The organism is Pseudomonas sp. MWU16-30322 (assembly GCF_020515535.1).
Classification (GTDB): domain Bacteria; phylum Pseudomonadota; class Gammaproteobacteria; order Pseudomonadales; family Pseudomonadaceae; genus Aquipseudomonas; species Aquipseudomonas fluorescens_H.
Genome location: NZ_JAIWYL010000007.1, coordinates 254,230 through 271,909, shown reverse-complemented (window position 1 = coordinate 271,909; position 17,680 = coordinate 254,230). Strand labels below are relative to the sequence as shown.

Below are 17,680 nucleotides of genomic sequence, written 5' to 3'. Positions count from 1 at the left end.
ACACCCACCTCAGGCGAACTCGCACGTCACGCTGGCGTTACCGTCGAGCGTGGCATGCACACGCTTGAGGCTTTCACCGGTGGCCATCGCATCGAGCAAACGATCGGCTACCAGCGGCAGCACGTGCTGGTCGAGCAGATGGTCGATCAGGCGCGCGCCGCTTTCGCTTTGCGTGCAGCGCTCGGACAGGTGATCGACGAGGTTCTGGCACCAGCTGAAATCCAGCTGACGACGGTTGAGGCGCTCGCCGAGACGACCGAGCTTGATCTCGATCAGCTCGCGCAGCACCGGGCCGCCGACCGGGTAGTACGGCACCACTTTCATCCGCGCCAGCAGCGCCGGTTTGAAGTGTTTGCTCAGCACCGGGCGAATGGTCTCTTCCAGCAGCTCGGCGGTCGGGCGGGCGCCGTCTTCGCAGAGGTCGCTGATCTTGTCGCTACCGAGGTTCGAGGTCATCAGGATCAAGGTGTTGCGGAAATCGATTTCGCGACCTTCGCCGTCGTTAGCCACGCCCTTGTCGAAGATTTGGTAGAACAGGTTGAGCACGTCCGGATCGGCCTTCTCGACTTCATCGAGCAGCACCACCGAATACGGCTTCTGCCGCACCGCTTCGGTGAGCATGCCGCCCTCGCCATAACCGACGTAGCCCGGTGGCGCACCGATCAGACGCGAGACGGTGTGCTTCTCCTGGAACTCGGACATGTTGATGGTGGTGATGAAACGGTCACCGCCGTACAGCAGGTCAGCGAGGGCCAGCGCGGTTTCGGTCTTGCCGACGCCGCTCGGGCCGACCAGCAGGAACACGCCGACCGGCGCGTCCGGTTTGTTCAGGCCTGCGGCGGTGGCGCGCATCGAGCGATCCAGAGCGTGCACGGCTTGTTCCTGACCACGGATACGCGTGCGCAGGTCGGTGGCGAAGCTGGCGACCTTGGCGTTGTGCTCGCGGGCCAGTTGCGCCAGCGGCACGCCGGTCCAGGCGCTGATCACTTCGGCTACCAGACGCGGGCAGACTTCGAAGCTGACCAGACGCTCCTTGACCTGCGCAGCGGTCAGGGCGCTGTGGGTCTTATTCAGCTCGGCCTCCAGCGCTTCGACGCTCTGGCCTTCCTCGACCTCGGCAACGAGGGTTTCGATCACCGTGCCTTCGGCGTCTTCTTCAACGCTGACGGTCGGCTCGACAGCGGCAGCTTCACGGGCCTTGGCCAGTTGCTGACGCAGTTCCAGCAGGCGCTCGGCCAGCTGTTTCTGTTCGGTCCACAGGCTTTCCAGCGCGACCATTTCGCTTTCGGCTTCGTCCAGTCGCGCTTCCAGCGCATCCAGCGCTTCGTGGTCAATCAGCAGACCAGCCTCGGCATCGCGGCGCAGAGCCTGACGTTGACGGCCACCTTCGGCCAGTTCGCCACGCAGGCGTTCGAGGCTTTCCGGGGCGGCGGCGAGGCTGATGCGCACGCGGGCACACGCCGTGTCGAGCACGTCGACGGCTTTGTCCGGCAGTTGGCGACCGGCCAGATAGCGGGCGGACAGCTCAGCAGCGGAAACTACCGCGTCGTCGCGCAGATAGATGCCGTGGCTCTTCTCGTAGACCTGCGCCAGACCACGGAGAATGGTCACGGCTTCGCTGACAGTCGGCTCATGCAACTGCACCGGCTGGAAACGACGGGCCAGCGCCGGGTCCTTCTCGAAATATTTCTTGTACTCGGCCCAGGTGGTGGCGGCGATGGTGCGCAGTTCGCCACGGGCCAGTGCCGGCTTCAGCAGGTTGGCCGCGTCGGAACCGCCGGCATTGCCGCCCGCGCCGATCAGGGTGTGGGCTTCGTCGATGAACAGGATGATCGGTTTCGGCGAGGCTTTGACCTCGTCGATCACGCCTTTGAGACGACGCTCGAATTCACCTTTGACGCTGGCACCGGCCTGCAGCAGGCCCATGTCCAGCGACAGCAGCTCGACGCCCTTGAGCACCTGCGGCACTTCACCGGCAGCGATGCGCGAGGCCAGGCCCTCAACGATGGCGGTTTTACCGACGCCGGCCTCACCGACCACGATCGGGTTGTTCTTGCGGCGACGGGCGAGAATGTCGACCATCTGCCGGATCGCGCCATCGCGGCACAGCACCGGGTCGAGTTTGCCGTCGCGGGCCTGTTGGGTCAGGTTGTGCGTGAAGCGCTGCAGCAGCGATTCGCCCTGCGCCGCCGGCTTGCCGTTGGCGGCCGGTTGCTCCTGTTGCGACAGGGCAAATTCCTTCAGGCGATCGATGTTCAGTTTGGCGAGCAGCGGCTGGTAACGGCTGCCGGCGTAGCGCATCGGGTTGCGCAGCAGCGCGAGGATCAACGCGGCGTCTTCGACCTGGGTCTGGCCCAGTTCGAGGTTGGCCACCAGCAGCGCGTCTTGCAACCACTGCACCAGTTCCGGGGCAAACACCGGGTTGCGCGAGGCGCTGTGTTCAACGCGAGATTGCAGCGCGGCGCTCAGTTCACCGGCGTCGACATCGGCATCCTGCAAAGCGCGGGACAGCAAGCCATTCTGCCGTTCCAGCAGACCCAGCAGCAGGTCTTCGACGAGGATCTTGCTGCCGCCACGGGCCACGCAACGTTCAGCCGAACGCTCCAGATCGCGACGGGTTTCGGCGTCCAGCGCCTGGATGAGTTGTTGCAGGTCTACGTTGATCATGGCTCACGTCCTTAATGAATTTTGCTGCCCAGGGTGACCACGCCGTCTGCTTTTTCGCAGCCCAGCCAACTGGTCCACCCCAGGCGACAGTCGTTCTTCTCACCAATGCGCAGTTCGCGGATTTCTTCCGGGCGCAGCACCAGGCGAATGTCGTAATCGAGCGGGTCACGCAAGGTGAACCGCACCAGCGCGCACAGCGGCTGGTAACCGAAACCGATCGGCAGGAATTCGTGGAATCGCTCCCAGTCGAGTTCGGTGATGTGAATGCGGAATTTGCCGCTGCGGTCGCGCACCTGTTCGCCCAGCACCAGGTCTTCACCGAGCAGGCTGTTGGCGCGACCGAGGCGGTTGCGCTGCTCGTCGAGGATCTCCACGCGACGCTCGATGCACTGCTCGATGACCAGGTCTTCGTGCTTGAAGTAGTAACGCAGCACGGCTTCGATCAGCGCTGCGGAGTGCGCGCGCAAGCTGAGCAAACCGAGGTACGGCAGCAGGCGTTTCCAGTTCAGTTCCTTGGCCTTGCGGATCTCGTCGCCACCCAGACCGATCAGCGCGAACAGCTGCGACGAGAACGGGTCGATCGCGCCACTCTGGAAGCTGGCGCGATAGCGGTACTTGCGCCAGATCGGCAGCATCAGCCGTTGCAGGCGATGGTGGAACAGGTCGAGGAAGTTGCGCGTCGGGTTGCCGTCCTCGCTGTCGCCCAAGGCCTGTTCGCCGTAGAACGCCGGCAGCGGCGAACCGGAGCCGACCAGGCCGATCAGGTTGAAACGCATGCGCGCGCGCATCTGCCCGTGCTCTTCGAAAAACTCCACGCGATCGACGTCGCTGCGCGGAAAGCCCAGGCTCGGGTTGGCCTGGAACTCCACCTGATCATACAAATCGTCTTCGCTGAGGTACGGGTGCGCCTCGCGCAGCCGGTCGATCACCAGCAGCACGGCCTGAAACAGCGAGTACTCGCGTATTACCTTGGTCAGCCCGCTTAAAGCAGGGGCTGCAGGCCCATACGTGGTGTCCATTGGTACACCTCTCCCTGTGTGCTTTTTACCCGCAGCTCGTGGTACGAATTGAGACTGGCGTAAAGCGCGAAAAACTCGTTAAGAACCGAAGCGAAAACGAACAAGTCGCCTTCACCGATATACCCTTCCGGGTCGATGGTCAGTTCGGTGCGCAGACCACGTACCGGCAAGCCACGGTGCAGCCGGTCGACGTGGTGGTGCTTGATGTGCTTGAGGCCGCCGAGCAGGCGTTTGCTGACCTTCTCCGCGTGCTGGTCGTAGTAGCGCGGCAGGTCGTAGGTTTCGAGAATCACCTTCAACGCGTTGACGTCGGCCAACGACAGATAGTTGAGCGACATGTTGCTGATCAGCTTCCACAGGAAGTCACGGTTCAGCGGCGGCGCGAAACTCGAAGTGGCCGGGGTGATGTTGCGGAAACTCAAGAACTCCGGGGTCTCTTCGCAGGCCATGCAGATGTCGCCGAGCTTGAGCTTGCGCGGCAGGTTCTGGTTGGTGCACATCAGCTCGATCGACAGGGTTTCGTGGGCTTCGGTGTGGCGGATACCGAAGCTCAGGTAGGTGTCGAGGCCGTCATGCAGCAACGATGAACGCTGGCGGATGCTGTAATGCGGACGGCTGTTGGGCACGTCGAAACTCGGGTCATGCTCGAAGGATTCGAACGGCACGTACTCCTGATAACCGAGGCCGCCGGGCTTCCAGCCGGTGACGGTTTCCACCGAGAACACGCCGCAGTTTTCCAGATCGTATTCCGCCGGCAGCAGCAGGTATTCATCCTGTTTGCCGTCGAGGCGGATCGGCAAGGCGTCGTGCGCGAACAGGTTGGCAATCGGCGTGCAGAACAGCTTCACGTTATCCAGGGTCGGACGCATGCGCATGATGCCGCTCTTGCGGATATCGAAGCGCAACTCCAGGCCGCGCATCTGCTTGAGCGTGTCTTCCGGCAGCGCCTTGAGGATGTCCAGACCGTTGACGTCGACGAACAGGAACTTGTCCTGGAAGGCGAAGTATTCCTGCAGGTAGCGATAGCCACGGAAGGTGTTCAGTGGATACGGGATCAACGCTTCTTCTTCGGCAAAGCCCACTGGCTTGACCCGGTCACCCGGAATCTTGAACGCCATCGGTTTGCCGGCCACGCCATCGATTGGCTTGCCGGCGCCGTCGAGCGGGATCAGCTCGATGCCTTCCAGGTTGCGCAGCAGGCTCAGATACAGCATCTGGCTGATGTAGCGCTCGCCGGCAAAGTGCAGGCGCAGTTTGCTCAACTCCAGCTCACCGAGGTGACCGTCGGCGCTCATCTCCAGACGCAGGCTGAGCAGCGAACCGTCGCCCTTCACCGAGTAGTTCAGCGCGGCCAGATCCAGCGGCAATACTTCGGTCGGGTAGCAGGTGCGGAAACGGCAACGCACGTCTTCGATCGGCTTGCTTTCAATCGGCGTATCGCGCTCGACCAACAGCGCCGGCCCGGAACGCTTCAGCGGATCGAACTGCAAAATGCTGAACGCCGGCAGCGGGCGCATGTAGTTCGGCCACAACAACTGCATCAGCGAATGGCTGAGCTCCGGCAGCTCGTCATCGAGCTTCTGTCGCAGCCGTCCGGTGAGGAACGCAAAACCTTCCAGCAACCGCTCCACATCCGGATCCCGCCCAGCCTGGCCCAGGAACGGCGCCAACGCCGGACTACGCTCGGCGAAACGGCGGCCCAGTTGGCGCAGTGCGGTGAGTTCGCTTTGGTAGTAGTGGTTAAAGGACACGGGTTACCTGCCTGGTAGTGGAACTCATCAAAAAAATATCCTGTAGAGCGCGACCGTCACGCCGGCACAGACATAACCGCCAATCAGCAGGAACGGCACAATCGTGATCCAGCCGTACGCCATGTAGGCATCACTGAGCTGACCGACGACCAGACTGAGCAAGCCATACAGCATCCAGGGCACGGCGTAGAATGGGATGAACTTCACCGGCGCCCACCAAACCATCCGCAGTGCCTGTTGCTCGTTGCGGCTCTTCGCCGATCGGGACATCCAAAGCGAAAAGCCCAGAAGCCCGGGAATTCCCCACCACAACGGGTACTGCCAATAGATCTCGGACGAATCGAACGACGAGTACTCGCCCTTCCACAGGTCATAGGAACTGATCGCCAACACCGCCAGCAATGGCCACCACAAGGCGCCCATAAAGAAGCTCAGTTGCGCGCGACTGAGCGTGGGCATCTCTTCCGCTGCGTCGATCATTGGCGAGTCTCCATCCTCAGCTAGGCAAACCGGCAGCACCATTGTCTGGCAAGAGCGAAATTTCACTGGCTCTGCCCTCCCTTGCTCGCGGTGATCGGTACATACGAGTCTATGAAGAGGTACTCGCTGTCGGCCCCACTGACGCGATTCATTGTGAGTGGATTGCCGTCGGGCGTGCTGAATCGAGTCCAGCCTTCTTTGACGAGACTACCGTCCACTGCGCGGACCTGAACGAAGTAGTCTGGCGGCGCCGATTGGGTGATCTCGATGAAGTCGCCACCGTCCTCTGCACCGCGCCAAACCGCATCGGGATACTCAGGCAATACCGGCTTCGAGCTATCCCGGCTCGACCCGATCCAGAACGTCATGACCACAATAATGGCCAACGCACCAATCAGGCTCAGCAGGTGATTGATCCATTTCCCCACTCGCAGCCACGTCATCATGGTGTGCACCATGTGCGCACATCACGTTTGTCGAAGCCCGCACATTGATTGCTTTTGGCGATCACCCGGTAAGCGTTTTCGGAGGTGTAGGCAAAGTAGTAAAAGTTGTCCCGATCTTCACCGTGGAGCCAGTAGGACGAGGAGCCTTGATTGATTTCGTAAGGTTCGAAGGTCCAGATGGACGACTCCGCCGGGATGAAGTTGGCGCGGTCCATGAGCAACAGCAAGGCGTTGGAAAGCATCTGCATGGCAAAACTACTGAGCACGATAAAGAGCATGCAGGCGAGCGCCCCCATCACCATGAAGAAGCGTTGTGGCCAGAACCTTACGAGGCCAACTGAGCGGGTCATGCGAACACCTCCGGCACAACACCCGCGGCCAACGTGCGCTTTTCCCAGCGCAACTCAATGACCTGCGTGGCCACAATTGCCAGCAACGTGACGCATCCTGCAGCGTGGAAAGCCAGGCACATCGCAACGCGGACGTAGATGTTCATGCCGGATTCGTATTTCCGATTGTCCTGTGCATTACGCGCGATATGCGACCTGATCATAAAATGACGCCTGCAGGCTGGCTTGGACTGGCGTAATCGCTCATACGGGTCTCAGTTCTCAAGATATACATCAGCTTTCATGGGCGCAGAATTCCAATAAAGCACCATTAGTTAGGTATCACTTCATAGGCCGTATTACTGATGAAAAAATTCGCCCAATGCTCTTTCCAGTCGGGAATGGACAATATAAAAATACGACGAGACTTATCGAAATCAACCCAAGTAACTCCCGCGACTTTTTTATCCTCATAAGACTGCATGTCCAACGAAGTTTTCGACATCAGCGGTGTACGGTATATCTGCCCGGGTTGCTTCAAATCGGTAAACCGGAGATAAATCAGATTAGACGACACCAGCACCGGACCCGCTCTAACAGCTTCGACTTTATAACTACCAGACTTGATGACGTTCGACACGTACGCTTCACGATCAAGCACATCGGCGACAAGAACAAAAAAAACAATAGCCACGCTGGCTACCAGCGCAAAAAAACAATTAATGACTTTATTATTTTTCGTCATTTTTTTGAAACTCTATCGGTTCTGCACTGACGTTCTCATACAAGATATCGGAGTAGACACGGAAATCTCCGCCTTTACCGCTCTCCTTCCGGTACTTTTTAAAGTCTCCATTTTGCACAAACATATAATGTTTATGCTCTAGCGCGTTCATTTCCTTCGCCTGCTCAGGACTCAAACCGCCTCTGGCTTGAAAAGCAATGTTGTTCTGCTTGACCCGGATATCTGCGTTTTGAGAAAGCCCCTTTTTAAGACTGGTTTCCAGGCCGTCGAAGTTCCAGTAACCCAATGCCTGGCTAGGTTCGAACCAGCTATCATTGAAATCGTAGGAATCCTCTACATAAAAACCAATCCGCTCTGGGATAAGTGTGATGGTTTCCTCGGTGACTCTAATATTCCCGTCCGCAAAAACATGCACGTTAAAATTAGCGAGTGCCGCCCGCAGCTCGTTAACTTCATCATCACCGCCTTGATTGAACTCAATCTTCGTACTATTGGCATAACCAAATCTTTCGACATCACTTGCCTTTTCAAATTTGAAAGGGTACACGCCAGGCGCTGCATCTTTAAAACCTAGTATTACCTTTCTGCGCAGGTGATTCCGGGCGGCCTGGTTATTCCAGCGATTGCGCAAGATATCAACAGCCGCTTTGGTTCTATCGAACGTCATCGCCCAATCCATCGTGACGATAGTTTCGTTGATGTACTCGGCGGGAGCGAATTCATCATGAGACTTTACAAGTTCTGCCATTCCACCATCGTCAGTGTTCGGCCATGGATTTCCGTCAAACCAGTGCCGCATCAAATCAGCCGCCACATGCCAGTTCATTTTTCTCATGGCATCGGGAATATCGGTCACTTTGAACAGGCGCACGGCCACCGACCGCCCCACCTTGTTACTGGCGGGAGTCATCGTTGAACTAACTGTAGTGGTGGCCATATCAAACTCCTGTTCAAAAACATCCCGCTTACGGGCGCGACCATCAGGCGATCAAGACTCTCGATTGCGGTTCAATCACCAACTCGAACGCCTCCTGCACTTCGGAAAACACGGTTTGTGTTCGACCACTTTTGTCCGTCACCCCTTGAATGATTTTTCCTGAAGCAGTTTTGATCGTGTATTCAACACCGGCTAAGGGCTCACCGCTGTCCTGGCAATTGATCACAAAGTGCTCGTTAAACGGCCACTGAATCTCGACCGGCAACGGCGGCACAAACGGCGCCGGCGAGTGCGAATTACCGATAATCACTGTCCCGGAACCTGCCGTGACCTTGTTGCCGTGAGCACCAACCGAACCTACGGTCGCAGCTGGTTTGCCATTGATCAAAACCGTAGTCGCCAGATCGCCGACCAACGCACCACCACACGCCGAGGCATCGCCTTGGCGGGCGGCCGCGAGGCCGTCGAAGAACACGTCGCCGGAACCGGCGGCGATCGGGTTGGTACCGTGGCCTGGAAGTGGGCAAGCGGTGGGGTCGGATACGCGTGCTGCGGGTTTGCCAGACATCGGGAATCTCCTTAGGTGACCTTCACTTGACCGCTGCCATCCAGGCGCGCGGAAAAACTGACCTGACGCTTGAAACCCTCGACTTCCAGCAGGCCTTCGATGCTGAAGGCCAGCCGCAGCTGGTCGTGGTCACGCGGCAGGGAAATGACACGCACGTTGCTCAGGCGCGGTTCGTAGGCTTCGATGAAGCTTTCGATGGCCAGGCGGGCCTGACTCAGGGAGTCGTGCAGGCTCAGGCGCATGTCATTGAGATCGGGCAACCCGTAGTCGGACAGCGTTTGCACGCTGCCCGCCCGGGTGCTGAGCATTTTGGCCAGATGGGCAGCCACCGACGCCATGGCAGAAGCCTCGAGGCTCCTGCCCTTGCGTAGTTCCGCATCGCCGTTGAGGCGTTCGAAAAGGCTGCCGTATCCGTCCATGAGCTGCTCTTACTCTTTGTCCAGCTTGCCAACCAGCGACAGGGTGAAATCGGCACCCATGTACTTGAAGTGCGGACGCACGTTCAAGCTGACGCGGTACCAGCCCGGCTCGCCTTCAACGTCGCTGACGATCACTTGCGCAGCACGCAGCGGACGACGGCCACGGACTTCGGCGCTCGGGTTTTCCTGGTCGGCCACGTACTGGCGGATCCACTTGTTCAGTTCCAGCTCGAGGTCGGTACGTTCTTTCCACGAACCGAGTTGCTCGCGCTGCAGCACTTTCAAGTAGTGAGCCAGGCGGTTGACGATCATCATGTACGGCAGTTGGGTGCCGAGCTTGTAGTTCAGCTCTGCCGCCTTGCCTTCTGCGCTAATGCCGAAGAACTTCGGCTTCTGCACCGAGCTGGCGGAGAAGAACGCCGCGTTGTCGGAGCCTTTGCGCATGGTCAGGGAGATGAAGCCTTCCTCGGCCAGTTCGTATTCACGACGGTCGGAGACCAGAACCTCGGTAGGGATCTTGGTTTCGATTTCGCCCATGCTTTCGAAGTGGTGCAACGGCAGGTCTTCAACTGCGCCACCGCTCTGTGGGCCGATGATGTTCGGGCACCAGCGGAATTTGGCGAAGCTGTCGGTCAGCTTGGTGCCGAACGCGAAAGCGGTGTTGCCCCACAGGTAGTGCTCGTGGCTGTTGGCGACGGTTTCCTTGTACACGAACGATTTCACCGGGTTTTCTTCCGGATCGTACGGGTTACGCAGCAGGAAACGCGGCACGGTCAGACCGACATAGCGGGAATCTTCCGAAGTACGGAAGCTCTGCCATTTGGCGAATTGCGGGCCTTCGAAGTGGTCTTTAAGATCTTTCAGATCCGGCAGGCCGGTGAAGCTTTCCAGACCGAAGAATTTCGGGCCGGCCGCAGCGATGAACGGCGCGTGGGACATGCACGAAACGCTGGCCACGTACTGCATCAGTTTCACGTCCGGCGAGCTTGGGGACATGAAGTAGTTGGCGATGATCGCGCCCACCGGCTGACCACCGAACTGGCCGTATTCAGCGGTGTAGATGTGCTTGTACAGGCCCGACTGCATGACTTCCGGCGAGTCTTCGAAATCGTCCAGCAGGTCTTCTTTGGAGACGTTGAGGATTTCGATCTTGATGTTTTCGCGGAAGTTGGTGCGGTCGACCAGCAACTGCAGGCCACGCCACGACGATTCCAGAGCCTGGAAGTCCGGGTGGTGCAGGATCTCGTCCATCTGACGGCTGAGCTTGGCATCGATCTCGGCGATCATGCGGTCAACCATGGCCTTCTTGACCGGCTCACCGTTGTTCTGCGGCTTGAGCAGTTCTTCGATGAACGCCGACACGCCACGCTTGGCGATGTCGTAGGCTTCGTCGTCCGGAGTCAGACGGGTTTCGGCGATGATGCTGTCGAGAATGCTGTACTCGCCGCTTTCGGCGCTCTTCTCTTGTGCTGCGCTAGTGCTCATTGTGTTGGCTTCCTTGGCTGGAGTCTCAGGCGTCCGGGGCTGCGGCGTTCAGGCCCAGCTCACCGAGTACGCGACCGCGGGATTCGTCGTCGGCGAGCACGCCTTCGATCGCTTTACGGAACGCAGGTGCGTTACCCAGCGGGCCTTTGAGGGCCACCAGCGCATCGCGCAGTTCCATCAGTTTTTTCAGCTCAGGCACTTGCTCGACCAGGCTGGCCGGGTTGAAGTCCTTCATCGAATTGACGCGCAGTTGCACAGCCAGCTCGTCGGCCTCGCCATCTTCCTGCAGACGGTTCGGCACGCTCAGCGTCAGACCCAGTTCTTGCTTGGCCAACACTTCGTCGAAGGTCATCTTGTCGATGCTGATCGGCTTGCGATCTTCGATTTTGCGATCGTCCTTGCGGTGGGTGTAGTCACCGATTGCCAGCAGCTTCAGCGGCAGTTCAATCTCTTCCTGAGCACCGCCGGTGGCGGGTTTGAAGGTGACGTTGATGCGTTCCTTGGGGGCTACCGAGCCTTCTTTGGCCATGGCTTTTCTCCTTGCGGTTGTGGCCCTGGGGCCTATTCGAGTACCACTTCGAGATCGAGGTGGCACAGCCTGCGATAAATCTCTTCCTTGCGTTCACGCACTGCATGGTTCTGCGGTAACAACTCGCAGCAACTGTGCAGCAGGTGCAGCACTTCCAATGCAAGATCGGGCTCCCAGGCGTGCAGGCCTGAGTCCTGTAATGTCTGATCGAGGGTTTCCAGCTGGTTCTTGGCCAGTTCGTACTTCTTGGCCATGAAGCACAGTCGCGCGAGGGCGAACTGCCAGAAAAACCGCTCGCGGCCACCGTGGGCCGATTGCAGCCCCTGCTTGAGGATTTGCACGGCAGGCTTGAGGCCTTCCTTGCGCAGCAGCGGCAGCACTTCCTGCAGGGCCTTTTCCCAGGCGGGCTGGGTTTCGACGGCGTCGGTTTCGACCTTGCGCGGCGCACTGGCGCTTTGCAGGTGCGGCATGACATTGCCGGCGATCCACGCCCGGGTGGACGGATCGGCAAACGGCGCGCCGTCATGGAAACGACATTCGATGATGCCGGGCAAGCGCTGAACCAAAAGCGCGAAGTGGATTTCCACTTCGCGCATTGCCATCTCGGCGTTGAGGTTCTGGAGACATTCCCAGACCATCCTCTGGCCATCGAACCAGAACGGCGCCTTCGCCAGGCTCGCCTCCAGTTCCACCAGCAGGTCGGCGTATTTGCCCTGATCGAAGCGATCCTGATACTGCTTGAGCTTGTCGACAGGCAGACCGCGCAGCACGGTGATCTGCTCGGCATTGCGCTCAGGCACCGCGTCGATCGGCAGCCAGAGCAAAGTGCGGTTCAGACGCAGAGCGCGCAGGTCGGTGGCCTTCTGCTTGAGCCACCAGGCACACAACGGACGCGCGCTTTCCTGCTGGGCGCGCAGGGCCTTGTAGGCGTCTTTTTCGTTGTCGATCGGTGCGCCGGGGGTCAGCAACTGGCTCGCGGCCTGTTTGACCTGCGCCACCGCTGCGCCCACCACACCGGGGGCCGGCTGGTTGTCCGCGGCGCGCTGGATCATGGTTTTCAAGCGACGCGAGAGCGGCAGCAACAGCGGCGCGTCATCGCCCAAGTGCTCGGTGCACGCGGCATCGAGGCCGGCCAGATGCTCGGACAACTGCCGGAACATCGGCAGCTGTTCCTTGATCGCGATGTTTTCGGTGAGCACCTGCTCCAGACGCGGCACCAGCCAGCCGATGGCGGCGGCACGGGTGCGTGGTTTGAGCGGGTGAACGTCGGCCCAGTGATTTTCCGACAGATGGTGCAGCAGACCGAGGCCGGCCAGCAGCCCGGGGAAGGATTCACGCTGGTACAACGACCAGGTCAGCCAGGCGCCGACGCGCAAATCCTTGGATTGGGTGCGCAGCAGATTTTCGCTGTTTTCACGGATTTTCAGCCAGTCGATCTGCCCGCTTTCGTGCATCGACGAAGCCTTGGCCAGCTCGCTTTCCAGCGCCTCGAATTCGCTCGAAAAACGAACGTCTTCGCCCGCGAAATTCTCTTTGGAAACAGAGACTTTTGCGAGTTCGAGGTAATGGGCGGAAAGTTTGCTTGAGTAGGACATCCATGGCCTTTAATTAGGATTACAGTCATGCGCCTATTGGAGTTGCCACGGCGCGGGACAGTATCGAAGAGCGGTGAAGCGACTCATCCAATTGAGATGTGCTCTTTCAAGTGGGCGCATCGTAATCACTATGATGGCCACTAGCAAGCATCTGGTTAAACAACAAGACGAAGTGTTCATTGGGCCGTGTAGGAGATCGCCCTATATGTGGCAGGGGAATCCCTGATATCGATTTATATTGCACGCATCTGCCCTGCCCCCTCAGAACCCTTGATCCAGAGCGGCCCGATCCAGCCTGCGCGAATCGCGTCGAACATCCGTCCTATTACACGGGGGCCAGCATGACAACTCTCGAAAAAAATAGAAGTAGGATTTTTCCGAAAACCCGCTGGATTTACAAACAATTCAGCGGCGACAACGCTCAACAAAAAAAGTGCCATCAATTTGATGGCAATTCATTTTTCTGAAACTTTATTCATCTCGTGAATGCTGTACTTCAGTGCCAACTCAATAATTATCGAAGTGCGATCCAACAGTCTTTTTCCACCACTTACGCAACACTTCCACGCCGAAAATACTCTGACAAATGTCAGGGATAATTCTTACATCGTTTTATTTCCCACGTTGCCAGCTTGCCTTGGTAAATTCTTTTCGCCCGGCAATGTCAACTAGGCCGGCTGACTGTTGAGCCACGGTCCGGAGCCTGCATCTCATTCGGCTCCTGACCCCGGAGCCGCCAAGGAGCTTTACCTCATGGAATTGAAACCCCTGTTGTTCGCAGCACTGCTGTGGCTTCCCGTCACTCACGCCTCTGCAGACACCCCGCCACTGGACGGTCATTACTATCTGACCGGTGCAATGGAGATGGGCGCCGAGTTGCTGCTGCACAAGGACGGCACGTTTGACGCCGGCGCGTCGTATGGCAGCGCAGACGGCTTTGCCAAAGGCACCTGGCAGATGCAAAACAACACCGTGACGCTGAAGAGCGATACCAAACCGGCGTCGGACAGCGATTTGTCCGGCCTGTTTCAGGATCTGCAACTGGCGATCGAACCGAACTGTCTGGCCGTGGATTTCGGCAACGGCAAGGCCTGCTTCCGGCGTCAATAAGCCGATTTACGGCTACAAAAAATGGGCACCCGACCGCAATCGGTGTGCCCATTTTTTATTGCAGTTCTCCCCGCTACACAGGGAGTTCGCCGCAATTCAAGGATTGACGCTGTCTTTCAACGACTTGCCTGGCTTGAATGCCACGGTGTTGCTGGCCTTGATCTTCACCGGCTCACCGGTTTGCGGGTTCTTGCCGGTGCGGGCGCCGCGGTGGCGTTGCAGGAAGGTGCCGAAGCCCACCAGCGTGACGCTGTCCTTGCGGTGCAGAGCGCCGGTGATTTCTTCGAGGACGGCGTTGAGAACGCGGTTGGCCTGTTCTTTGGTCAGATCCGCTTTTTCAGCGATTGCAGCGGCGAGTTCTGGTTTACGCATTAGTGAAGCCCCTTTGACGGTTTTTTGTTGTTATGTCCGTGCTGTTCTCGTTGGAACAGCGCCCAAGGCGCCGCAGGCTCTACTCTGCGGCAGACGGGAGTGAGAATGGCACGCGGATACCGGCGGCGCCAGTCTCCCCGCGACCTTTGTAGGGGCAAAAGCGGGGTGATTCCGACAGAACGACCGGTATTTACGCCAGCAGGGCCGGAAGCTGTTTGTTCAGAGCAAGTTTTTCCATCACCGCCGCGCCGGTCAGCGCATAGCCGAGCAACTGACCATCGGCACTGTGGCACAGGGCCTTGATGTCGGCGCCCTGCCCTTCGACGGTCCAGACGCCTTCGCTGCCCCGTGGCGGTGGCGAAACGACCAACGGGCACACCGGAGTTTTCACCGTGATCGGCATCGGGCCGTAACTCACGGCCGTCGGATTGCCCGCCAGGGTTTGTGCCAGCGCACGCGCACAGCTCATGAGGGGCATCACGTACAACAGATTCAGCCCATCGACCTCGGCGCAGTCGCCCAAGGCGTAGATATTGGCGTGGGAAGTCTTCAGGTAGCGGTCGACTACGACACCGCGATTGACCTGCACCCCGGCCGCCGCGGCCAGATCGATGCGCGGGCGCAGGCCGATGGCCGACACCACGACATCGCAGGCAATCACCTGCCCGTCGGACAGATGCGCTTCCAGCCCGTCTGCGACTTTTTGCAGGCGGGTCAGCACCGGGCCGAGGTGAAAACGCGCGCCCAGGCTTTCCAGCCCGGCCTGCACGGCGGCCGCAGCGGCCGGGTGCAGCAGCATCGGCATCACTTGCTCGCACGGCGCCACCAGTTGCACCTCGTAACCACCGAGGATCAGGTCATTGGCAAATTCGCAGCCGATCAGGCCCGCCCCCAGCAGCAAGACGCGGCGTTTGCCCGCAGCGGCTGCACGAAAGCGCGCATAGTCTTCGAGATCGTTGATCGGGAATACCAGCTCGGAGCCATCACCCTCGATCGGCACACGCACGGTTTCGGCGCCCCAGGCGAGGATCAGGTCGCGGTAGTACACCGCTTCTTCGCCGATCCACAGGCGCTTGTGGCCGGCGTCGATGCCGCTGATGCGCGTGTGGGTGCGCACTTCGGCCTTCAACTGCTCGGCCATGGCGCCGGGTTCGGCCATGCTCAGGCCATCGGCGTCCTTGTTCTTGCCGAAACCGGTGGAAAGCATCGGCTTGGAGTAAGAGCGCCCGTCATCGGCGGTAATCAGCAGCAGCGGGGTTTCGCCATCGAGTTTGCGAAACTCCCGGGCCAGGTTGTAACCCGCAAGCCCGGTGCCGACGATTACGACAGGTGCGTTCATACCTTACTCCTTGGTTTTTCTCAGTTGATTTCGATCATTTCGAAGTCCGACTTGCCCACGCCGCAGTCCGGGCACAGCCAGTCTTCCGGCACGTCCTGCCACAGGGTGCCCGGCGCGATGCCGTCATCCGGCCAACCGTCAGCTTCGTTGTAGATCAGGCCGCAGACGATGCATTGCCACTTTTTCATTCAGGTACTTCCTCAGGATTCAGGCTTTTGTCGGCGCGGACGGTCGATGGTGGGAGCGCTGCCATCCGGCTCAGGGCGTTTTGTACTGAGGGTGCCGGGCAGATGCAAGCCTGTTCGGCGCAACGGCGCCCCGGATCCATCAAATTCGCAGCACGCCATGTTAAGCTCGCCGCCTCATTTGCGGCCAATAATGACTCATTGTGCAACATTCAAATGCCTGCCCGGCCCCGCTCTGGCTGACTCAAAGCCGACTGACGCCCCTTCCCGATTCGTTGACCCTGGACTGGTTGTTCGACGAAGGCTCACTGACCCGCCGCCTGACGCGGCTGTCGAATGACGGCTTCAGCGTCACGCCGTTGTTCGAAGGCTGGGACACCCTGCGCAGCGACGAATGCGCGGCGCTGGATCTGGCCGAAGGCAGCGAAGGCTGGGTGCGCGAGGTGTATCTGCGCGGTCACGGCGAAGCCTGGGTGTTCGCCCGCAGCGTGGCTTCACGCGCCGCCCTGCAAGGCGACGGCTTGCACATGGACGAACTCGGCAGCCGCTCGCTGGGCGAACTGCTGTTTTGCGACCAGGCCTTCCAGCGTCGTGCCCTCGAAGTTTGTCACTACCCTGAACAATGGTTGCCGCCAGACGTGAAAGCACCCGAGCTGTGGGGCCGACGTTCGCGTTTCGACCGTGGCGCACTGAGCGTATTGGTCGCGGAAATCTTCCTGCCAAGCCTGTGGATTGCCGCCCGCGCCCATCCGGAGATCTGCTGATGTACCAGAGTCTGCTCAAGTCCCTGAACCGCTTGAACCCGCGCGCCTGGGATTTCATTCAGCTGACGCGCATGGACAAGCCGATCGGCATTTACCTGCTGCTGTGGCCGACGCTGTGGGCGCTGTGGATTGCCGGCAAGGGTTCGCCATCGCTGGCCAACATCGCGATTTTTGTCCTCGGCGTGGTGTTGACCCGTGCCGGTGGCTGCGTGATCAACGACTGGGCCGACCGCAAGGTCGATGGCCACGTCAAACGCACCGCGCAACGCCCTCTGGCCAGCGGCAAGATCAGTTCGAAAGAGGCGCTGGTGTTCTTCGCGCTGCTGATGGGCGTGAGCTTCCTGCTGGTGCTGTGCACCAATGCGCCGACCATCTGGCTGTCGCTGGGCGGCCTGGCGCTGGCATTCACCTACCCGTTCATGAAGCGCTACACCTATTACCCGCAAGTGGTACTCGGCGCGGCGTTCTCGTGGGGCATGCCGATGGCATTCACCGCCGAAACCGGCGAGTTGCCGGCGGCGGCGTGGCTGCTGTGGATCGCCAATCTGCTGTGGACGGTGGGTTACGACACCTATTACGCGATGACTGATCGTGACGACGACCTGAAGATCGGCGTGAAATCCACGGCGATTCTGTTCGGCGATGCGGATCGGGTGATCATCCTGACGTTGCAGGCGCTGTCGCTGGGTTGCCTGTTGCTGGCCGGGTCGAAGTTCGAGCTGGGCATCTGGTTCCATCTCGGCCTGTTGGTGGCCGCTGGATGCTATGCGTGGGAGTTCTGGTACACCCGTGATCGCGACCGCATGCGCTGCTTCAAGGCGTTTTTGCACAACCACTGGGCTGGGCTGGCGATTTTTGTCGGGATCGTGCTGGATTACGCGCTGCTCTAAACACAAACCTGTAGGAGTGAGCCTGCTCGCGATGACGGTGTATCAGCCAC

At 59.5% G+C, this 17,680-nt stretch carries 20 protein-coding genes; 3 read left to right on the top strand and 17 right to left on the bottom strand.

Going from position 1 to position 17,680, the window contains the following annotated elements:
- Window positions 1–9 precede the first annotated feature (9 nt).
- The 14 genes from tssH to tssA form a co-directional block, all read right to left on the bottom strand.
- Window positions 10–2,667, bottom strand: coding sequence for a type VI secretion system ATPase TssH (tssH, locus tag LCH64_RS16595; RefSeq protein WP_103483744.1), 2,658 nt, complete (start codon window positions 2,665–2,667; stop codon window positions 10–12).
- Between the two features lie 11 nt (window positions 2,668–2,678).
- Window positions 2,679–3,686 (bottom strand): type VI secretion system baseplate subunit TssG, encoded by a 1,008-nt coding sequence (gene tssG, locus LCH64_RS16590; protein WP_003229570.1) that lies wholly within the window; start codon window positions 3,684–3,686, stop codon window positions 2,679–2,681.
- The gene (gene tssF / locus LCH64_RS16585; RefSeq protein ID WP_003229572.1) at window positions 3,650–5,437 is read right to left on the bottom strand and encodes a type VI secretion system baseplate subunit TssF; all 1,788 of its coding nucleotides are present in this window, start codon (window positions 5,435–5,437) and stop codon (window positions 3,650–3,652) included. Before tssF ends, tssG begins: the two co-directional genes overlap by 37 nt.
- Before the next feature lie 27 nt (window positions 5,438–5,464).
- Window positions 5,465–5,917, bottom strand: coding sequence for a hypothetical protein (locus LCH64_RS16580; RefSeq protein ID WP_226500767.1), 453 nt, complete (start codon window positions 5,915–5,917; stop codon window positions 5,465–5,467).
- 62 nt (window positions 5,918–5,979) lie between these two features.
- Entirely contained in the window at window positions 5,980–6,363 is a 384-nt protein-coding gene (locus LCH64_RS16575; protein WP_226500766.1) for a hypothetical protein, read from the bottom strand.
- The gene (locus LCH64_RS16570) at window positions 6,360–6,659 is read right to left on the bottom strand and encodes a hypothetical protein (RefSeq protein ID WP_226500832.1); all 300 of its coding nucleotides are present in this window, start codon (window positions 6,657–6,659) and stop codon (window positions 6,360–6,362) included. The genes LCH64_RS16575 and LCH64_RS16570 overlap by 4 nt, the downstream gene beginning before the upstream one ends.
- Window positions 6,660–6,709: 50 nt before the next feature.
- Window positions 6,710–6,859, bottom strand: coding sequence for a hypothetical protein (locus LCH64_RS16565; RefSeq protein WP_226500765.1), 150 nt, complete (start codon window positions 6,857–6,859; stop codon window positions 6,710–6,712).
- Between the two features lie 164 nt (window positions 6,860–7,023).
- On the bottom strand, window positions 7,024–7,437 hold the full coding sequence (locus tag LCH64_RS16560; RefSeq protein WP_226500764.1) for a hypothetical protein: 414 nt from the start codon (window positions 7,435–7,437) through the stop codon (window positions 7,024–7,026).
- Complete coding sequence (locus LCH64_RS16555) at window positions 7,424–8,374, bottom strand: DUF6402 family protein (RefSeq protein ID WP_226500763.1); 951 nt, start codon at window positions 8,372–8,374, stop codon at window positions 7,424–7,426. Before LCH64_RS16555 ends, LCH64_RS16560 begins: the two co-directional genes overlap by 14 nt.
- Before the next feature lie 43 nt (window positions 8,375–8,417).
- Window positions 8,418–8,942 carry a PAAR domain-containing protein gene (locus tag LCH64_RS16550; protein ID WP_226500762.1) on the bottom strand — a complete coding sequence of 175 codons (525 nt, stop codon included), beginning with the start codon at window positions 8,940–8,942 and terminating at the stop codon, window positions 8,418–8,420.
- An 11-nt stretch (window positions 8,943–8,953) separates the two neighbouring features.
- Window positions 8,954–9,361, bottom strand: coding sequence for a type VI secretion system baseplate subunit TssE (tssE, locus tag LCH64_RS16545; protein ID WP_003229582.1), 408 nt, complete (start codon window positions 9,359–9,361; stop codon window positions 8,954–8,956).
- 9 nt (window positions 9,362–9,370) lie between these two features.
- The gene (gene tssC / locus LCH64_RS16540; RefSeq protein ID WP_003229584.1) at window positions 9,371–10,846 is read right to left on the bottom strand and encodes a type VI secretion system contractile sheath large subunit; all 1,476 of its coding nucleotides are present in this window, start codon (window positions 10,844–10,846) and stop codon (window positions 9,371–9,373) included.
- A 25-nt stretch (window positions 10,847–10,871) separates the two neighbouring features.
- Window positions 10,872–11,375 (bottom strand): type VI secretion system contractile sheath small subunit, encoded by a 504-nt coding sequence (tssB, locus tag LCH64_RS16535; protein WP_003229587.1) that lies wholly within the window; start codon window positions 11,373–11,375, stop codon window positions 10,872–10,874.
- A gap of 32 nt (window positions 11,376–11,407) precedes the next feature.
- Window positions 11,408–12,970 (bottom strand): type VI secretion system protein TssA, encoded by a 1,563-nt coding sequence (tssA, locus tag LCH64_RS16530; RefSeq protein WP_226500761.1) that lies wholly within the window; start codon window positions 12,968–12,970, stop codon window positions 11,408–11,410.
- A 753-nt stretch (window positions 12,971–13,723) separates the two neighbouring features.
- Between tssA and LCH64_RS16525 the strand changes: the two genes are divergently transcribed.
- The gene (locus tag LCH64_RS16525; RefSeq protein ID WP_226500760.1) at window positions 13,724–14,080 is read left to right on the top strand and encodes a hypothetical protein; all 357 of its coding nucleotides are present in this window, start codon (window positions 13,724–13,726) and stop codon (window positions 14,078–14,080) included.
- A 96-nt stretch (window positions 14,081–14,176) separates the two neighbouring features.
- Here the strand turns inward: LCH64_RS16525 and LCH64_RS16520 are convergent, their stop codons facing one another.
- The 3 genes from LCH64_RS16520 to LCH64_RS16510 form a co-directional block, all read right to left on the bottom strand.
- Window positions 14,177–14,452 (bottom strand): HU family DNA-binding protein, encoded by a 276-nt coding sequence (locus LCH64_RS16520; protein ID WP_003213368.1) that lies wholly within the window; start codon window positions 14,450–14,452, stop codon window positions 14,177–14,179.
- A 190-nt stretch (window positions 14,453–14,642) separates the two neighbouring features.
- Window positions 14,643–15,791, bottom strand: a complete 1,149-nt coding sequence (locus LCH64_RS16515; protein WP_226500759.1) for an FAD-dependent oxidoreductase — start codon at window positions 15,789–15,791, stop codon at window positions 14,643–14,645.
- Between the two features lie 20 nt (window positions 15,792–15,811).
- Complete coding sequence (locus LCH64_RS16510; RefSeq protein ID WP_003229600.1) at window positions 15,812–15,979, bottom strand: rubredoxin; 168 nt, start codon at window positions 15,977–15,979, stop codon at window positions 15,812–15,814.
- A gap of 200 nt (window positions 15,980–16,179) precedes the next feature.
- Between LCH64_RS16510 and LCH64_RS16505 the strand changes: the two genes are divergently transcribed.
- On the top strand, window positions 16,180–16,740 hold the full coding sequence (locus tag LCH64_RS16505; RefSeq protein WP_226500758.1) for a chorismate lyase: 561 nt from the start codon (window positions 16,180–16,182) through the stop codon (window positions 16,738–16,740).
- Complete coding sequence (ubiA, locus tag LCH64_RS16500) at window positions 16,740–17,630, top strand: 4-hydroxybenzoate octaprenyltransferase (protein ID WP_226500757.1); 891 nt, start codon at window positions 16,740–16,742, stop codon at window positions 17,628–17,630. The genes LCH64_RS16505 and ubiA overlap by 1 nt, the downstream gene beginning before the upstream one ends.
- Window positions 17,631–17,680 lie beyond the last annotated feature (50 nt).

Bases quoted from the DNA above. Each gene is read 5' to 3' on its own strand.
- tssH (WP_103483744.1), bottom strand. From the start codon at position 2,667: ATGATCAACGTAGACCTGCAACAACTCATCCAGGCGCTGGACGCCGAA.
- tssG (WP_003229570.1), bottom strand. From the start codon at position 3,686: ATGGACACCACGTATGGGCCTGCAGCCCCTGCTTTAAGCGGGCTGACC.
- LCH64_RS16580 (WP_226500767.1), bottom strand. From the start codon at position 5,917: ATGATCGACGCAGCGGAAGAGATGCCCACGCTCAGTCGCGCGCAACTG.
- LCH64_RS16575 (WP_226500766.1), bottom strand. From the start codon at position 6,363: ATGATGACGTGGCTGCGAGTGGGGAAATGGATCAATCACCTGCTGAGC.
- LCH64_RS16570 (WP_226500832.1), bottom strand. From the start codon at position 6,659: ATGGGGGCGCTCGCCTGCATGCTCTTTATCGTGCTCAGTAGTTTTGCC.
- LCH64_RS16565 (WP_226500765.1), bottom strand. From the start codon at position 6,859: ATGAACATCTACGTCCGCGTTGCGATGTGCCTGGCTTTCCACGCTGCA.
- LCH64_RS16560 (WP_226500764.1), bottom strand. From the start codon at position 7,437: ATGACGAAAAATAATAAAGTCATTAATTGTTTTTTTGCGCTGGTAGCC.
- LCH64_RS16555 (WP_226500763.1), bottom strand. From the start codon at position 8,374: ATGGCCACCACTACAGTTAGTTCAACGATGACTCCCGCCAGTAACAAG.
- LCH64_RS16550 (WP_226500762.1), bottom strand. From the start codon at position 8,942: ATGTCTGGCAAACCCGCAGCACGCGTATCCGACCCCACCGCTTGCCCA.
- tssE (WP_003229582.1), bottom strand. From the start codon at position 9,361: ATGGACGGATACGGCAGCCTTTTCGAACGCCTCAACGGCGATGCGGAA.
- tssC (WP_003229584.1), bottom strand. From the start codon at position 10,846: ATGAGCACTAGCGCAGCACAAGAGAAGAGCGCCGAAAGCGGCGAGTAC.
- tssB (WP_003229587.1), bottom strand. From the start codon at position 11,375: ATGGCCAAAGAAGGCTCGGTAGCCCCCAAGGAACGCATCAACGTCACC.
- tssA (WP_226500761.1), bottom strand. From the start codon at position 12,970: ATGTCCTACTCAAGCAAACTTTCCGCCCATTACCTCGAACTCGCAAAA.
- LCH64_RS16525 (WP_226500760.1), top strand. From the start codon at position 13,724: ATGGAATTGAAACCCCTGTTGTTCGCAGCACTGCTGTGGCTTCCCGTC.
- LCH64_RS16520 (WP_003213368.1), bottom strand. From the start codon at position 14,452: ATGCGTAAACCAGAACTCGCCGCTGCAATCGCTGAAAAAGCGGATCTG.
- LCH64_RS16515 (WP_226500759.1), bottom strand. From the start codon at position 15,791: ATGAACGCACCTGTCGTAATCGTCGGCACCGGGCTTGCGGGTTACAAC.
- LCH64_RS16510 (WP_003229600.1), bottom strand. From the start codon at position 15,979: ATGAAAAAGTGGCAATGCATCGTCTGCGGCCTGATCTACAACGAAGCT.
- ubiA (WP_226500757.1), top strand. From the start codon at position 16,740: ATGTACCAGAGTCTGCTCAAGTCCCTGAACCGCTTGAACCCGCGCGCC.